At 62.6% G+C, this 16,783-nt stretch carries 13 protein-coding genes and 2 tRNA genes; 3 read left to right on the forward strand and 12 right to left on the reverse strand.

Translation table 11 applies throughout. The features are described 5' to 3' along the window. The first annotated feature begins 117 nt into the window (after nt 1-117). Entirely contained in the window at nt 118-897 is a 780-nt protein-coding gene (gene fpr, locus GWQ44_RS01035) for a ferredoxin-NADP reductase (RefSeq protein WP_016966062.1), read from the forward strand. A gap of 122 nt (nt 898-1,019) precedes the next feature. Here the strand turns inward: fpr and tsaA are convergent, their stop codons facing one another. The 5 genes from tsaA to rimO all read right to left on the reverse strand — a co-directional run bounded on the left by tsaA (nt 1,020) and on the right by rimO (nt 5,014). Then, entirely contained in the window at nt 1,020-1,715 is a 696-nt protein-coding gene (gene tsaA / locus GWQ44_RS01040) for a tRNA (N6-threonylcarbamoyladenosine(37)-N6)-methyltransferase TrmO (protein ID WP_047302132.1), read from the reverse strand. Nucleotides 1,716-1,784: 69 nt separating this feature from the next. After that, nucleotides 1,785-2,246, reverse strand: coding sequence for a DUF1456 family protein (locus GWQ44_RS01045; RefSeq protein ID WP_275926461.1), 462 nt, complete (start codon nt 2,244-2,246; stop codon nt 1,785-1,787). A 66-nt stretch (nt 2,247-2,312) separates the two neighbouring features. Next, on the reverse strand, nt 2,313-3,023 hold the full coding sequence (locus GWQ44_RS01050; protein WP_275926462.1) for an rRNA pseudouridine synthase: 711 nt from the start codon (nt 3,021-3,023) through the stop codon (nt 2,313-2,315). Between the two features lie 82 nt (nt 3,024-3,105). Beyond that, nucleotides 3,106-3,579, reverse strand: a complete 474-nt coding sequence (locus tag GWQ44_RS01055) for a GNAT family N-acetyltransferase (protein ID WP_047302135.1) — start codon at nt 3,577-3,579, stop codon at nt 3,106-3,108. 97 nt (nt 3,580-3,676) lie between these two features. Next, entirely contained in the window at nt 3,677-5,014 is a 1,338-nt protein-coding gene (rimO, locus tag GWQ44_RS01060) for a 30S ribosomal protein S12 methylthiotransferase RimO (protein ID WP_275926463.1), read from the reverse strand. 320 nt (nt 5,015-5,334) lie between these two features. Between rimO and GWQ44_RS01065 the strand changes: the two genes are divergently transcribed. Next, complete coding sequence (locus tag GWQ44_RS01065) at nt 5,335-7,236, forward strand: potassium transporter Kup (protein WP_047302137.1); 1,902 nt, start codon at nt 5,335-5,337, stop codon at nt 7,234-7,236. Nucleotides 7,237-7,387: 151 nt separating this feature from the next. Here the strand turns inward: GWQ44_RS01065 and GWQ44_RS01070 are convergent, their stop codons facing one another. From GWQ44_RS01070 to GWQ44_RS01090, 5 genes are all read right to left on the reverse strand, one after another. Continuing rightward, complete coding sequence (locus tag GWQ44_RS01070; protein WP_275926464.1) at nt 7,388-7,663, reverse strand: DUF3077 domain-containing protein; 276 nt, start codon at nt 7,661-7,663, stop codon at nt 7,388-7,390. Between the two features lie 425 nt (nt 7,664-8,088). Then, nucleotides 8,089-9,387 (reverse strand): AcvB/VirJ family lysyl-phosphatidylglycerol hydrolase, encoded by a 1,299-nt coding sequence (locus tag GWQ44_RS01075; RefSeq protein WP_103741509.1) that lies wholly within the window; start codon nt 9,385-9,387, stop codon nt 8,089-8,091. Beyond that, complete coding sequence (mprF, locus tag GWQ44_RS01080) at nt 9,387-12,026, reverse strand: bifunctional lysylphosphatidylglycerol flippase/synthetase MprF (RefSeq protein WP_235436945.1); 2,640 nt, start codon at nt 12,024-12,026, stop codon at nt 9,387-9,389. The genes GWQ44_RS01075 and mprF overlap by 1 nt, the downstream gene beginning before the upstream one ends. 289 nt (nt 12,027-12,315) lie before the next feature. Beyond that, a tRNA-Met gene (locus GWQ44_RS01085) sits at nt 12,316-12,392 on the reverse strand. A 194-nt stretch (nt 12,393-12,586) separates the two neighbouring features. Beyond that, nucleotides 12,587-12,663 (reverse strand) — tRNA-Met (locus GWQ44_RS01090). A 296-nt stretch (nt 12,664-12,959) separates the two neighbouring features. On the opposite strand from GWQ44_RS01090, the gene dinB reads away from it, so the two are divergent. Beyond that, nucleotides 12,960-14,027, forward strand: a complete 1,068-nt coding sequence (gene dinB, locus GWQ44_RS01095) for a DNA polymerase IV (protein ID WP_016965536.1) — start codon at nt 12,960-12,962, stop codon at nt 14,025-14,027. A gap of 65 nt (nt 14,028-14,092) precedes the next feature. Here dinB and GWQ44_RS01100 read toward each other — a convergent pair whose 3' ends face one another. Together GWQ44_RS01100 and GWQ44_RS01105 are read right to left on the reverse strand one after the other, a co-directional pair. Beyond that, nucleotides 14,093-15,046 (reverse strand): hypothetical protein, encoded by a 954-nt coding sequence (locus GWQ44_RS01100; RefSeq protein WP_275926465.1) that lies wholly within the window; start codon nt 15,044-15,046, stop codon nt 14,093-14,095. A 17-nt stretch (nt 15,047-15,063) separates the two neighbouring features. Beyond that, a complete protein-coding gene (locus GWQ44_RS01105) occupies nt 15,064-16,779 on the reverse strand; it encodes a proline--tRNA ligase (RefSeq protein WP_016965534.1) in 1,716 nt (571 codons plus the stop codon). Nucleotides 16,780-16,783: the final 4 nt, after the last annotated feature.

Consider the following 16,783-nt stretch of genomic DNA (forward strand, 5'->3'; position numbering starts at 1 on the left):
CGATATAACCGATAACCCTTATCTTAATAATCCAGTTAACAGATATTGTCGCCGCCATTAGAATGCTGTGCAATTGCGCTCATGGTCAGCGCAGGCAATTTCTAGGAGCCCCCGTACATGAGCAACATGAACCACGAGCGTGTCCTCAGTGTTCATCACTGGAATGACACTCTGTTCAGCTTCAAGTGCACCCGCGACCCGGGTCTGCGCTTCGAGAACGGTCAGTTCGTGATGATCGGCCTGCAACAGCCCAATGGCCGTCCGCTTATGCGTGCCTACTCCATTGCCAGCCCGAACTGGGAAGAGCATCTCGAATTCTTCAGCATCAAGGTTCCAGACGGTCCGTTGACTTCCCAGTTGCAGCATCTGAAGGAAGGCGACGAGATCATCATCAGCAAGAAGCCTACCGGCACCCTGGTGCTGGATGACTTGAAGCCGGGCAAACACCTGTACCTGCTCAGCACCGGCACCGGTCTGGCGCCGTTCATGAGCGTGATCCAGGATCCGGAAACCTACGAGCGTTTCGAAAAAGTGATCCTGTGCCACGGCGTTCGCTACGTCAACGAAGTCGCCTACCGCGAGTTCATCACCGAGCATCTGCCACAGAACGAGTTCTTCGGCGAAGCACTGCGTGAGAAGTTGATCTACTACCCCACCGTGACCCGCGAGCCGTTCGAGAACGAAGGCCGCCTGACCGACCTGATGCGCAGCGGCAAGCTGTTCCGCGACATCGGTCTGCCACCGATCAACCCGCAGGACGACCGCGCCATGCTGTGCGGCAGCCCGAGCATGCTGGAAGAAACCAGCGAAGTGCTCAACAGCTTCGGCCTGACCGTTTCGCCGCGCATGCGCGAACCGGGCGACTACCTGATCGAACGCGCCTTCGTCGAAAAGTAGCAGCGAGCTTGCTCGCGAAGATCGCCCAAGCAGCGCATTGGTGCTGATTGGGCGCGATCTCCCGAATACAGAAAAGCCCGCGTTGCCTGGAAAGGCAACGCGGGCTTTTTCGTTTCCGCGGTTCAGCCCGCCGGGACCACTTCCAGCACCCGGATCAGCCCCGGCTCGGGGTAATGCCAGCGCACATCAAGGTCCCAGAACTGCGCGCCGTATTCCCGCTCGGCAGTAGGCACCTGATAGGCCGGACGCGGGTCCTGGGCCAGGCACTGTTCGATCAGCTCCACCAAGGGCTCTTGCAGGCGCTGAGCGTGGATCTGAGCCTGTTGCCGGGCATTGTCCTGCCACTGCACCGGAATAATCTGCGGCGCGGCGCTGGCGATCTCATTGCTCGCTGCGGGAATGATGTCGGCGTAAGGCACGTAGGGCTTGATATCGAGGATCGGCGTACCGTCCAGCAGGTCGATGCCGGAGATCCACAGGCGATTGGCCTCGACCTTGTCCAGCTTCACCACCGACTGGCCGATGCCATTGGGGCGGTGGGTGGCGCGGGTGGCGAAGACCCCCATGGACTTGTTGCCCCCCAGGCGCGGCGGGCGCACCTTGAGCCGCGGCTTGTCTTCCAGGGCCTGGTGAAACAGGAACAGCAGCCAGACATGGCTGACCTGCTCCAGCCCTTGCACCGCATCGCCCTGATCGAAGGGCGCCACCAGCTCAAGCACCCCGCGCGCGGCCGGCGCCAGTTGCGGCTGGCGCGGGATGGCGAACTTCTCCTTGAAGCAGGAGCGCACGAAGCCGATGGGGGAAACGCTGTAGGTCATTTGGCAAGCCTCAAGCTTTGAGCTACAAGCCGCAAGCTTTGAACTTGCAGCTTGAAGCTTGCAGCTGTTTTAAGCTCTAACCCGCAGGGTCAGGCCCTTGAGGAAGTTGCGCAGCAACTGGTCGCCGCAGGGGCGGTAGTTGGTGTGGCCGAACTTGCGAAACAGCGCGCTCAGCTCGGGCTTGGACACCGGGAAGTCGGCGGCCTTGAGCACCGCGTGCATGTCGTCTTCCTTGAGTTCGAAGGCCACCCGCAGCTTCTTCAGGATGATGTTGTTGGTCACCGGCAGTTCGATCGGCAGTGGCGGACGGCTTTCGTCCTTGCCGCGCTTGAAGATCACTAGGCCATCGAGGAAGTGCGCCATGACTTCGTCCGGGCAGTGCACGAAGCCTTCTTCCTCGTCCTTCTTCAGGTAGCTGACGATGTCGTTCAGGCTGACCTTGAAACCGGTCAGCTTGATGATGTCCACGACCTTCTTGTCGCTGATGTCGAGCATGTAGCGCACGCTGCGCAGTACATCGTTATGAATCATGGTTACAGTCCTGATCAATGCGCGTGGAGCGCCGTGCTAGGGCACGGCGTCTGAATGGGGGCGGCTTTAGAACTTCTCTTTGGCCGACAGGTAGCGCCACTGGCCCAGCGGCACCTTGCCGATGGACACGCCGCCGATCCGGATGCGGCGAATGGCGACGACCTTGAGGCCGACGGCTTGGCAAAACAGCGCGATCACGCCCGGCTGCGGATTCTTCATGGCGAAACGCAGGCGGTTCTCGTTCTGCCAGCTGGCTTTGACCGGCGGCAGCTCGCGACCCTTGTAGGTCAGGCCATGGTTCAGGCGGTTGAGGCCGTGGTCGATCATCTCGCCTTCGACCTCGACCACGTATTCCTGCTCGATCTTGGCCGCATCGGCCGTCAGCTTACGCAGCACCTTCCAGTCCTGGGTGAACACCAGCAGGCCGCTGGCGTTGGGCTGCAGGTCTTCACTGGCGGTCAGGCGCAGGAAGTGCCCGCGCAGCGGACGTTTGCCGTAGCGGTGCTCGTCCGACAGGCTGTCGGCGCTGATGGACTGCAGGGCGCTGTCCAGGTCCTGGCCAGCGGGCACGTTGAGCAGGATGGTCACCGGCTCCGGTGCGGTGGCCCTGGCCTCGGGGTCGAGGACGACGGTTTGCGCGCCGACCTTGAACTGCGGTTCGTCGATGACTTCGCCGTCTACGGTGACCCAGCCGCCCTCGATGAACAGCTCAGCCTCCCGGCGGGAGCAGCCGACCAGTTCGATGAGGCGTTTGGAGAGACGAATCGGGTCAGTCATGTCAGGGGCCGTATCAAAAGAGGGCGGCTATTGTACCTGCCTGGCGCCGGTTAATCGCGGGTCCATTTGCCGGCTGTGGCTTTTAGCCGCGCAAGGCCTGTCGCTGCGGCTGTTTCAGGCGCATGTGCAGCAGCGGGTAGGGCTGGCCCAGGCCGTCCTGTTCCGAGCGGCCGACCACTTCGAACCCCTGCTTGAAGTAGAAACCCAAGGCCTGGGGATTCTGTTCGTTGACGTCCAACTGATAGGCGTTCAAGTGCTCCACCGCGTAGTGCAGCAATTGTCGGCCCAGGCCCTGGCCACGATGGGCCGGGTCGATGAACAGCATCTCGATCTTGCCCGCCGCCACGCCAGCGAAACCGGTGATGCGCTGGCGCTGATCCCGGGTACAGATCAACATCACCGCGTCCAGGTAGCGGGTCAGCACCAGGTTTCTCAGCTGCTCTATATAGCTGTCCGGAAGAAAGTCGTGGGTGGCGCGCACCGAGGCTTCCCAGACGCGCACCAGTTCCGGGTAGTCGCTGAGTTTGGGCGTTTGGATGACCGGGTGGTGGCGCATGCGGTGTGCCCCTGAGGTGATTGGCAACGGCTAACGATAGACCGAAAAAAGCCCCGCATCTCGTGACGAGAGCGGGGCTTGGCAGTTTTTTTACGCCTTACAGGGTTTCGGCCCAGAGGTCGTATTCGTTGGCGTCGGTGACCCGGCACCAAACCTTGTCGCCCGGCTTCAGGTCGCCCGCGCCGTCGATGAACACATTGCCGTCGATCTCCGGGGCATCGAAGAAGCAGCGGCCTACGGCGCCATTCTCATCCACTTCGTCGATCAGCACTTCGATCTCTTTGCCGATGCGCTGTTGCAGGCGCGCCGAGCTGATTTCCTGCTGGTGCGCCATGAAGCGCTCCCAACGGTCCTGCTTGACCTCGTCCGGGACCACTTCCAGGTCCAGGTCGTTGGCCGGAGCGCCTTCCACCGGCGAGTACTGGAAGCAACCAACACGGTCCAGCTGGGCTTCAGTCAGCCAGTTGAGCAGGTACTGGAAGTCTTCCTCGGTTTCGCCGGGGAAGCCGACGATAAAGGTCGAACGGATGATCAGCTCCGGGCAGATCTCGCGCCAGGCCTTGATCCGCGCCAGGGTCTTGTCTTCGAAGGCCGGACGCTTCATGGCCTTGAGCACTTTCGGGCTGGCGTGCTGGAACGGGATATCCAGGTACGGCAGGATCTTGCCGGCGGCCATCAGCGGAATCAGTTCGTCCACGTGCGGGTACGGGTACACGTAGTGCAGACGTACCCACACGCCCAGGGTGCTCAGGGCTTCGCAGAGCTCGGTCATGCGGGTCTTCACCGGAGCGCCGTTCCAGAAGCCGGTGCGGTACTTGACGTCGACGCCGTAGGCGCTGGTGTCCTGGGAGATCACCAGCAGTTCCTTGACCCCGGACTTGACCAGGCGCTGGGCCTCGTCGAGCACATCGCCCACCGGGCGGCTGACCAGCTTGCCGCGCATCGACGGGATGATGCAGAAGCTGCAGCTGTGGTTGCAGCCTTCGGAAATCTTCAGGTAGGCGTAGTGTCGCGGGGTCAGCTTGATGCCTTGCGGCGGCACCAGGTCGATCAGCGGGTTGTGGTCCTGTTTTGGCGGCACCACTTCGTGCACGGCATTGACCACCTGCTCGTACTGCTGCGGACCGGTCACGGCCAGCACGCTGGGGTGCACGTCACGGATATTGCCTTCTTCCACGCCCATGCAGCCGGTGACGATGACCTTGCCGTTTTCCTTGATGGCTTCGCCGATCACTTCCAGGGATTCGGCCTTGGCCGAGTCGATGAAACCGCAGGTGTTGACCACCACGACATCGGCGTCCTGGTAGGTGGACACCACGTCATAGCCTTCCATGCGCAGTTGAGTGAGGATGCGCTCGGAGTCGACCAGAGCTTTTGGGCAACCCAGGGATACGAAGCCGACTTTCGGGTTGGCCGGCGCGGAGGGGGTGGACATGTCTAACCTCGGTATTGGGTGTCGAGCCACTTGGGGGGCAAGTGCGACAGTTGGGCGCTGGCTGCGCCTCTGATCAAAAAGTGCGCAATTCTAGCGATGGTCGACGCGCTTGACCAGCTTTATGCAGGGGAAATACGACGAGCGCTGGACTATGCTTCCTCGCGTTATGCCCGGTGGTTTTCATGCGGCGTAAGTTAGGCACTCAGTGGTAATAAAAACCTGCAAGTGACCTGTAAAACTGCACAAGTTTAGAGAATAGGCCTTGTATAACCTTACGCTTTCTATATAAGAAGCCCCGGTCTTGGTAGTAGGAGTCATTGATGGGTCAGGCAAATGGTCAGGCGGTGAGTGGCGAGCACTCCGGGGCTAAGCCTCTGGGGATGCTGGTGGCGGCGGTCGGGGTGGTGTACGGCGATATCGGCACCAGCCCGCTCTATACCCTCAAAGAGGTGTTTTCCGGCAGTTATGGCGTCCAGGTCAACCACGATGGGGTGTTTGGCATCCTGGCGCTGATTTTCTGGTCGTTGGTCTGGGTCGTTTCGATCAAGTACGTGCTGTTCATCCTGCGCGCCGACAACCAGGGCGAGGGCGGCATCATGGCCCTGACGGCACTGGCCCGGCGTGCGGCCGGCTCCTATCCACGCCTGCGTTCGGTGCTGGTGATCCTCGGCTTGATCGGCGCCGCCTTGTTCTACGGCGACAGCATGATCACCCCGGCGATCTCGGTATTGTCGGCGGTGGAAGGGCTGGAACTGGCGTTCAGCGGCCTGGAGCACTGGGTGGTGCCCATGGCGCTGGTGGTGCTGGTGGCGCTGTTTCTGATCCAGAAACACGGCACCGACCGCATCGGCAAGCTGTTTGGCCCGGTGATGGTGGCCTGGTTCCTGGTGCTGGGCGGCTTGGGGGTCAACGGCATTCTCCAGCATCCGGAGGTGCTGCAGGCACTGAACCCGGTGTGGGGCGTGCGCTTCTTCATCGTCCATCCCGGCATGGGCGTGGCCATTCTCGGCGCCGTGGTGCTGGCGCTGACCGGCGCCGAGGCCCTGTACGCCGACATGGGCCACTTTGGTCGCAAGCCGATTGCCCGGGCCTGGTTCGCCCTGGTGCTGCCGGCCCTGGTGCTGAACTACTTCGGCCAGGGCGCGCTGCTGCTGGAGAACCCCGACGCGGCGCGCAACCCGTTCTACCTGCTGGCGCCGGGCTGGGCCCTGATTCCGCTGGTGGTGCTGGCGACCCTGGCCACGGTGATCGCCTCCCAGGCGGTGATTTCCGGGGCCTTCTCCCTGACCCGTCAGGCGATCCAGCTGGGCTACATCCCGCGCATGTACATTCAGCACACCTCCAGTGCCGAGCAGGGGCAGATCTACATCGGCGCGGTCAACTGGTCGCTGATGGTGGGCGTGATCCTGCTGGTGCTGGGCTTCGAGTCCTCCGGCGCCCTGGCCTCGGCCTACGGCGTGGCGGTGACCGGGACCATGCTGATCACCAGCATCCTGGTGTCGGCGGTGATGCTGCTGCTGTGGAAATGGCCGCCGGTGCTGACCGTGCCGATTTTGGTGGGCTTCCTGCTGGTGGACGGGCTGTTCTTCGCCGCCAACGTGCCGAAGATCGTCCAGGGCGGTGCCTTCCCGGTACTGGCGGGGATTGTGCTGTTCATCCTCATGACCACCTGGAAACGCGGCAAGGAGCTGCTGGTGGACCGTCTGGACGAAGGCGGGCTGCCGCTGCCGATCTTCATCGGCAGCATCCGCGTGCAGCCGCCGCATCGGGTCCAGGGCACCGCGGTGTTCCTCACCGCGCGCCCGGACGCCGTGCCCCACGCCTTGCTGCACAACCTGCTGCACAACCAGGTGCTGCATGAGCAAGTGGTGCTGTTGACCGTGGTCTACGAGGACATTCCCCGGGTGCCCGCCCAGCGGCGTTTCGAGGTGGATGCCTACGGCGAAGGCTTCTTCCGGGTGATCCTGCATTTTGGTTTCACCGACGAGCCGGACGTACCGGAAGCGCTGAAGCTGTGCCACTTGGATGAACTGGACTTCAGCCCGATGCGCACCACCTACTTCCTCAGCCGCGAGACGGTGATCGCCTCCAAGCTCGAAGGCATGGCCCGCTGGCGCGAGGCGCTGTTTGCCTTCATGTTGAAGAACGCCAACGGCAACCTGCGCTTCTTCAAGCTGCCGGTGAACCGGGTGATCGAACTGGGCACCCAGGTCGAGATATAAACCCGAGCCCCTAAAAGCCCCCGTTGCCTGCCGGCAGCGGGGGCTTTTTCGTTTCACGGACCCTGTAGGAGCGAGCTTGCTCGCGATAACGGCCCGACAGCCAACATCAATGCCGATAACAGAACGCCTTCGCGAGATCGCCCCTTGCGCGTTACGCGGCGAGCGCCTGCACCACATCGTCCACCACCGCCTTGCCCATGGCGGTCAGGTAGTGCGCGGCCCAGGCGTGACGGTCGCTGTCCTTGCTGTAGGCGGCGTCCTCGGCGAAGGCCTTGGCCAGGGACAGCAGATCGGAGGCTTGGGCCAGGGCGTCGCCGATGGGCAGGCCGCGGCAGACCTGGAACAGCGGCAGGTCGGAACGGTAGATGAAAGGGGTGAGGCCGACTGTTTTCAGTTCACGAGGTGCAGGCGTACTTGTTTGGCTCATGGTCATACTCCTTAACTCAAAGAAGTTGCCACGTTCGTTTCCAAGCGAATGGGTGGCAGCTATGCGCAGGTTGGAAAACCGGGAGTTAAGAACCGGCACGCCCAAAGGCATCCCACGCACAGCCGCCATAACACAGGACTGCAGCGCTAAGCCGCTGCAGTTGTGATGGGGTGCTGTTGCTCTTAACTCTTCGGGTTTCCAAGCCCGGTCACTGAATGCTCAGCGACTCCCGGAGCCTAGCCCGTCGAAGCCAAGGCCAACAAGGCAGCAAAGTGCCCAAAACGCACCCCTTACGCAACTCTCGGAGTTTGCCTACAAGCTGCGCGGTAGTCATCCGCAATTAAGCCGTCTTCAACGGGGCAGCTGATGTAAAAAAGCCCCCGCAGCTTCAAGGCTGCGGGGGCTTTTATGGAGCGAGGCTCAGCTCATTCTTGAGCGGTAGCCTGATCCTTGACCTGACGCTTCTCGATGGCATCCACCAGGCGCTTGGCCAGTGCCGGGTAGTTCTCATCGAAGTGATGGCCCCCTGGCAGCTTCATGGCTTCACCCACGGCGGTCTTGTCGGTGCAACCGCTTTCGTCGACCTCTTCCACGCCATAGATGCACACCACCTTGGCCGCTGGCAGCTTGGCCATTTCCGGGCCGGTGGCGGCTTCCTTGCCGGCGTTGCCCAGCCAGCCTTCGACTTCGATCTCGAAGCTGCCGGTGCGGGCGAAGGCCAGCAGGATAATGGCGTCGATGCGCTGTTGCTCGGCTTCCGGCAGGCGGTTGTAGATGGCCGGCAGCACATCGGCGCCGAAGGAGTAGCCGGTCAGCACGAAGCGCTTGGTGCCCCACTTCTGCCGGTAGTGCTGCATCAGCTCGGTGAGGTCGATGGCGCTCTGTTCCGGGGTCTTGTGCTGCCAGTAGTAGCGCAGGGTGTCGATGCCCACCACCGGGTAGCCGATCTTGGCCATTTCGCCGGCCACGTCGCGGTCCAAGTCGCGCCAGCCGCCGTCGCCGGAGAGGAACAGGGTCACGGTGTCCTTGGCCTGGCCGGCCGGGACTTCCACCACGGGGATGCTCAGGCCGCCGTTTTCCGAACCCACCAGCAGTTTGCGCAGCTCGTTGTTCAGCACCTGGGGCAGGTGGATGTCGTAGTCGCTGATGCTGGTGGTGGCGTTGGGGGTGTCACGCACGAAGCCGGCGCTTTCGTCATCCGGGTTGTCGTTCCAGGCCACCAGCCAGTGGCCGTGGGCCAGGGTCTTGGGCAGTGGATCGGTGCAGCCGGGCGCCGGGTTGATGGTGAAGCCCACCGACACGGCCTGGGCCTTGTCGTCGTTCTGGGTCGCGATCCAGCGCCAGGCCAGGGCCGCGCCCGGGCCGATGCCGCTGACCAGGGTGGCCGGGCCACTGAGCTGGGGCAGGGCGTCTTGCAGGGCTTGTTCCTGCAGCTTGCAGTCGTCCTTGGGCAGGACCACCTGGACGATCTGCGCCGCGCCGCTGCGGCTCAGGGCCAGCAGTTGCTTGTCGGTCAGGGTGGCGTCAGGCAGCACCGCCACCACCACCCGGGCCTTGGCCTTGGTGCCCGGGGTCACACGGGTCAGGGTCGAACCGTCGGCCTGGGTCAGTTGTTCCAGGGTCGGTTCAGGGGCGGGGCGGTTCCACCACCAGTAGCCGCCACCCGCCATCACAGCCAGCACCACCAGTGTGGCCAGCAGATACCGCCAAGAGCGTTGAATCATCAGCGTTTCACCAATCCAGTCAGGCCGCCTGCGATCAGGGCGGCGGTGTCGGCCAGTGCCACCAGCGGGTCAAGCCCGGCCGGCACAGCCATGTAACGGGGTTCCCAGTCGGGCTGGAACTTGTCTTTGAAGCGGCGCAAACCTTGGAAGTTATACAGTTGCTCGCCACGGCGGAAGACCATCGAGCCCAGACGCTGGGTCAACGGCGCGCCACGCCGGGGTTGCAGGCCGGACAGCGGCACCATGCCCAGGCTGAAACGGGCGTATCCATGATTTTTATAGTGCTGGATCAGGCCGACCATCATGAATTCCATGGTCAGCTTCGGCGCGTCCGGGTGCGCGCGCATCAGGTCGAGGCTGGCCAGGTCGTGGCTGTAGGTTTCGAGCAGGTTGGCAAAGGCCACCGGACGTCCTTCGAAACGAATGATGGCGATGCGGAAGTACTTGAGGTAGTCGTCGCTGAAGCGGCCCAGGGAGAAGCCTTTCTCGCGGACGTTCTTGCCGGTCAGCCAGGCGTCGGAGATGACCTTCAGCTCGTCCATCGGCGCTTGCCCGGGTTCGTGGATCTCCAGCGACAGGCCGTCGCGGGTGCCGCGGTTCCAGGTGTAGCGCAGGTCCTTCATCTCCTTGCCCTTGGCTTCGAGATCAAAGCGCTTGAGATCGACCCGGGCTTCTTCACCGAGCTTGATCGCGGTCAGGCCGATGTCCATGTAGTAGGGCAGGTTTTCCGCCCGGACCTGGTAGAACACCGGGCGCGCATGGTGCACGTCGCACAGGTCGCGGAACTGCCAGATCATTTCCGCGCGCTGCTGGGTCGGGCCGATGGGGTCGTACAGCGCCACCAGGCTGCGACCGCGACGGGCGTACATCAGGAAGGCGTCGTCGTTGGGGTGAAACAGCAGCGCCTTGTCGCCGGTCAGGGCCAGGCCACCGTCGGGCTGGGACGAGGCCATGAGGATTTGCGCTGCCTTGTCCAGCTCCTCGCGGGTGGGCAGGTGGATCACCGGGCGCGCGGTGCGCAGCAGCCAGGTCAGGGACACCACCAGCAGCAGCACCGCGGCGCCCAGCAGCGAGCGTAGGCCACGAGGGGCGTCGGCGTCGAGGGTGAACTGCCACCACAGTTGATGGCTATAAGGAACGTCCTGATAGGCGAACAGCAGCAGCCAGATGGAGGCGCCGAGCACGCAGACACTGGCCACCAGGTACAGCGGCGAGAAGGGCAGTTCAGTCAGGCGGCTGGGGCGATAGAACGAGCGCCGAAATACGGCCAGCAAGCTGGCGGTGAGGGTCATCAGGCAAGCTTCTTCCCAGTCGAACCCCTTGAGCAACGAAAGTACTGCGCCCACCAGCAACAGAATGGTGGTGAGCATCCAGGCCGCCGACAGGCGCCGACGCAGGCCCTGGGCCAGCAGCAGGCAGAGCACGCCGATCAGGCTGGCGCCGAAGTGCGAGGCGTCCACCAGGCGATGGGGAATGAGAAAGCCGATGTGTTGCAGGCGGGTATCGATTTCCGGGGTGGCGCCGGAAAACAGCAGGACCACGCCGGAAAGGAACACCAGCACCGCGAGGATTGGCGCCGCCAGGCCGGACGCTACCCGCAGCGATTGCCGGGTCTGGAACAGGCGCTGGGCTTCGTTGATCAGCAGCAGGATGCAGGCCGCCAGCATCGGCAGCACCACGTAGATCAGGCGGTACAGCAGCAGCGCGGCGGCCAGCGGCGCGGCACCGAGCTTGTCGGCGAAGGCCGCCAGCAGGATCGCTTCGAACACCCCGACGCCACCCGGCACGTGGCTGAGCACGCCTGCGGCCAGGGCCAGCAGGTAGACCAGCAGGAAGGCGCCGAAGGGCGGTGCTTCCGGCAGCAGCAGGTAGAGCACGGTGGCGGCGGCGGCGACGTCCAGGGCGGTGATGATCAGTTGCAGGAAGGTCAGGCGGCGTCCTGGCAGGCGCAGGGTGCGGCGTCCGACCCGGACCAGCAGGTTATCGCGCAGTGGCTGCTCCGGCAGGCGTCGGCGATAGATGCCGACAGCCAGTACCGCGCCCAGCAGCAGGATGGCCAGGGCGATACCGGCCAACAGGCTCTCGGGCAGGCGCAGGGCTGCCGACGCGGCCGGCAGGTTGCTCAGGGTGGCCAGGGCCGCCAGCGGTGGCAAGGCGCAGCCCAGGGAGAGGCTGGCGAACAGGGTCATGTGGGCGACGTCGGAGGCCCCCAGCCCGTGGCGCGCGTACAGGCGATAACGCACCGAGCCGCCGGACAGCAGCGACAGGCCGATGGCGTTGCCGATGGCGAAGGCGGTGAAGCCGCCCAGGGCCAGGGTGCGACCAGGCAGGCTGACGCCTGCGTAGCGGCTGGCGGACCACTCGTAGCCCAGCAGAATGATAAAGCCGACGATGGTCGCGCCCAGGGCGCCGAGCAGGGCTGGCTTGGGCACCTCGAGGATCGAGTCGTGCAGCGCGTAAAAGTCCAGTTCGCTGAGCAGATGACGGCAAGCGATCAGGGCAATGGCGAACAGCAACAGGGTAACGGCCAGACCCAGGGGCTGGCGGTATTTGCTCAACAGGTCCAGCCAGCGCAAGCGAGTGGCTGTCACAGGTTGAGTGGCGGTAGCGGTGGTATCGCTGTCTTGTGAATCAGACATGTTGGCGCGCATCAATCACCTCGTGGATTGTGCGCGACAGGATGGGGGTATCCAGCCAAGTTACCAATCCCTGTAGGAAAAATAGTTTCAGATATTAACGCGTCTCACCGTGGCCCGGCGACCCTGGGCGCTTGCCGCCGGGTGGTTGCTCGAGACAGAGCATAGCTCGCATCTTGAAGGGTCGAAGCACCGCTTACGGTTCGCAACACTTTCTCAGGCCATTGTTGCGAAAGGACTTTTTCAACAGATACAAAAAAGGCCACTCTTTCGAGCAGCCTTTTTTGATGTTTGGTTGCGGGAGCCGGATTTGAACCGACGACCTTCGGGTTATGAGCCCGACGAGCTACCAGACTGCTCCATCCCGCGTCTGTGTGGCGGCATTCTACAGACGAACGAGTGAGTGTCAACCGTTAATGGTCCAAGAGGTCAAATTAACGTCGAAATACCCGTTGGCCGGCTTAAGTCATGGACAGGCAAGGAGTTTTGCGGGGTGGGAGGGTCGAGCAGAAAACTCACGCGCACAAAAAAGGCCACTTTTTCAAGTGGCCTTCTTCGATGTTTGGTTGCGGGAGCCGGATTTGAACCGACGACCTTCGGGTTATGAGCCCGACGAGCTACCAGGCTGCTCCATCCCGCGTCTGATAGGGCCGAATTCTACAGAACGGTCAGATTCTGTCAATCATTAAATTTTGAAAACTGCTTCCGGTTCAATCGCTTAGCGTCCTGAAGCGGGCTTTTAAGGTGGCTTGGGGCTAGATAGAACGGGGCTTGCAGCTCTATTGGAGGTTTTGCGGCCATTGCGCAAATAAATTGCCCCGGGGGCTGTGTGAAGGAGTGCGAAGATGCAAGGTACTGGTGCTATATACAGGTGTCGGTAGATACTTGCGTCCTGCCTTCATTGCGACGTTCGCCTTCCATGATCTCTGCCTTTATATGATGCAGCGCAAAATCATCCACATTGACTGTGATTGCTTCTACGCCGCCATCGAGATGCGCGATGACCCGCAGCTGGCCGGCAAGCCGCTGGCCGTGGGCGGCTCCGCGGATCGACGGGGGGTGATTGCCACCTGCAACTATGAGGCGCGGGCCTATGGCGTGCGCTCGGCCATGTCGTCGCGGCACGCGTTGACCCTGTGCCCGGACCTGGTGATCGTCAAGCCGCGCATGGATGCCTATCGCGAGGCGTCGAAAGAGATTCATACGATCTTTCGTGATTACACCGACCTGATCGAGCCCTTGTCCCTGGACGAGGCCTACTTGGACGTTTCCGACAGCCCGAACTTCGCCGGCAGTGCCACGCGCATCGCCCAGGACATTCGTCGGCGGGTTTCCAATCAGCTGCATATCACGGTGTCGGCCGGGGTCGCGCCCAACAAGTTTCTGGCCAAGATTGCCAGCGACTGGAAAAAGCCCAACGGCCTGTTCGTGATCACTCCGGATCGGGTGGAGGATTTTGTCTCCGAATTGCCGGTGAGCAAGTTGCATGGGGTGGGCAAGGTCACGGCGGACAAACTGGGTCGCCTGGGGATTGTCGACTGCCTGCAGTTGCGCGACTGGAGCAAGCTGGCGCTGGTGCGCGAGTTCGGCAGTTTCGGCGAGCGCCTGTGGAGTCTGGCCAGGGGGATCGATGAGCGGCCGGTGCAGAATGACAGTCGGCGCCAGTCCATCAGCGTGGAAAACACCTATGACGTGGATCTGCCGGATCTGGACAGTTGCCTGCAGAAGCTACCGGAGCTGATGGAGACGCTGGCCGGGCGCATGACCCGGATCGACGCCAGCTACCGCCCGGGCAAGCCGTTCGTCAAAGTGAAGTTCCATGACTTTACCCAGACCACCCTGGAACAGGCGGGAGCGGGGCGGGATCTGGAGAGTTATCGGCAGTTGCTGACCCAGGCCTTCAAGCGCGGTGGCAAGCCGGTGCGTTTGCTGGGCATTGGGGTGCGTTTGCAGGATCTGCGTGGCGCTCATGAGCAGCTGGAGCTGTTCCGAGGCCTGTTGTAGGGGCCGGCGGTTGCGATCCATCTGCTGCATCGCTTTCGCCGGCAAGCCGGTTCCTACAGGGTGGGTCAGTGGTTGCCGGGGTCGGCGACCAGGCGGCCGGCGTTCTTGGTCAGGGACTTGAGAAACTCGCTCTGCAGTTCCGGATCGTTGCGGGTCAGCTCGATCAGGCTTTGTTCCAGTTCGCTGGCTTCTTCTTCCAGGCCCAGTTCCGATAGGCGCTTGACTCGGTGCACCCATTGGCTCACTTCGTCATCTTCCAGGTCGTCGTAGATCAGTGCATGAGCTTCCACCAGCTTGCCGCGCAGGCCGCTGCTCAGGCTCAGGGAGGAGTCGGAATGCACTTCGTCCTGGGCGTCTTCGACACTGATCTGCAATTTGCCGATGTGGTTCAGGTCCTGTTCGGAGAACGGCGCGTCCAGCAGGTTCAAGCGCAGCACGCCATTGCGATCGGTGCTCATGTCGTAGGTCTGCTTGCCGGCCTTGACCTGCACCGGGCGTTCGCTCCAGGGCAGGCTCGAATACTCCAGGCGCTTGTCACGCTGGACTTCATCGATGGCTGCCAGGTTCTGCTGGGCGCGGCCATGGGACGGCATGTTCATGAACGGGTTGAGCCCGGACACGCCGTAGCTGACCCAGTCCTTGGTGACACTGTCCGGCAGGTTGCCCAGAGCGAACACGTTGACCACATTGGCACCGACGCCGGCCACCAGGGCTACCGCGCCCAGCGGGATCTCGTAGATTTCCCGCCAGGGTTGATAGGGCGTATAGCGATCGTAGCGGCGAGTGACCTCGAATTCGGTGACTTCGAAGGTCTTCTGCTCGTGGATGCGTACCCGGCGTTGCGGCAGCTCAAGCACCTTTGGCTCACCGACATCGATCTGCAGGCTGTGGTCGAGCAATTTGCGCTCGATCCGTTCCTCGTGCTCGCTGCGTTGCGACATCTGATTGGCGCAGCCGCTGACCAGCAGGGCGCCGCACAAGGCGGCGCCCCCGAGGCTTAAGGTGTTTCGCTTGAACATGACTTCTCTATCTGGTTTCAGCGACGGATACGGGCTTGGAGGAAGGACAATACGTCGGCCACGGGCAGCGCTTGCGCCTGGGCTTCGGTACGGCTCTTGTATTCCAGGTTGCCTTCGGCGAGGCCGCGGTCGCTGACCACGATCCGGTGAGGAATGCCGATCAGCTCCATGTCCGCGAACTTGATGCCCGGGCTGGTTTTCTTGTCGCGGTCGTCCAGCAGCACTTCAAAACCGGCGGCAGTCAGTTCTGCGTAGAGTTTGTCGGTGGCTTCGCGAACCTGCTCGGTTTCGTAGCGCAGCGGTACCAGGGCGATCTGGAACGGCGCCAGGGTGTCGCTCCAGATGATGCCGTTTTCATCGTTGTTCTGTTCGATGGCGGCGGCCACCACGCGGGATACGCCAATGCCGTAGCAGCCCATTTCCAGGGTCACCGGCTTGCCATTCTCGCCCAGCACTTCGCACTTCATCGCCTTGCTGTACTTGTTGCCCAGCTGGAAGATGTGCCCGACTTCGATGCCGCGCTTGATTTCCAGGGTGCCCTTGCCGTCCGGGCTCGGGTCGCCGGCCACCACGTTGCGCAGGTCGGCAACAGTCGGAACCGGCAGGTCGCGCTCCCAGTTGACGCCGAAGTAGTGCTTGTCGTCGATGTTGGCACCGACGCCGAAGTCGCTCATCAGCGCCACCGAACGGTCGATGATGATCGGCAGTGGCAGGTTCACCGGGCCCAAGGAACCGGCGCCAGCGCCAATGGCAGCACGCAGTTCGGCTTCGGAGGCCATGACCAGCGGACTGGCGACGCCAGGCTGGTTTGCGGCCTTGATTTCGTTCAGTTCGTGGTCGCCACGGATGATCAGGGCGATCAGCTTGCCGGCTTCCTCGGCGTGCACCACCAGGGTCTTGACGGTCTTCTCGATCGGCAGGTTGTAGCCTTCCACCAGCTGGGCGATGGTTTTCGCGTCTGGGGTGTCGACCAGGCGCATCTCTTCGGTCGGCGCCGGGCGCGAGGTTTCGCGCGGCACGGCTTCGGCCTTCTCGATGTTCGCGGCGTAGTCGGAGCCGTTGCTGAAGACGATATCGTCTTCGCCGGACTCGGCCAGTACGTGGAATTCGTGGGAGCCGGCACCGCCGATGGAACCGTTGTCTGCTTCAACCGGGCGGAACTTCAGGCCCAGGCGGGTGAAGACGTTGCAATAAGCCTGGTGCATGCGGTCGTAGGTGACCTGCAGGGACGCCTGGTCGGCGTGGAAGGAGTAGGCGTCCTTCATGATGAACTCGCGGCCGCGCATCAAGCCGAAGCGTGGGCGGATTTCATCGCGGAATTTGGTCTGGATCTGGTACAGGTTCAGCGGCAGCTGCTTGTAGCTGCTCAGCTCGTTGCGCGCCAGATCGGTGATCACTTCTTCGTGGGTCGGGCCAGCGCAGAAATCGCGACCGTGACGGTCTTTGAAGCGCAGCAGCTCCGGGCCGTACTCTTCCCAGCGACCGGATTCCTGCCACAGCTCAGCCGGCTGAGTGCTCGGCATCAACACTTCCAGCGCGCCCGCGGCGTTCATTTCTTCGCGAACGATGGCTTCAACCTTGCGCATCACCCGCAAGCCCATCGGCAGCCAGGTGTACAGGCCGGAAGCCAGTTTACGGATCATGCCGGCGCGCAGCATCAGCTGATGGCTGATCACGACCGCGTCGGAAGGCGTTTCTTTCTGTGTGGCGAGCAAATATTGACTGGTACGCATGGTA

Source organism: Pseudomonas sp. 3MA1 (genome assembly GCF_029237275.1).
In the GTDB taxonomy this organism is placed as follows: domain Bacteria; phylum Pseudomonadota; class Gammaproteobacteria; order Pseudomonadales; family Pseudomonadaceae; genus Aquipseudomonas; species Aquipseudomonas fluorescens_AP.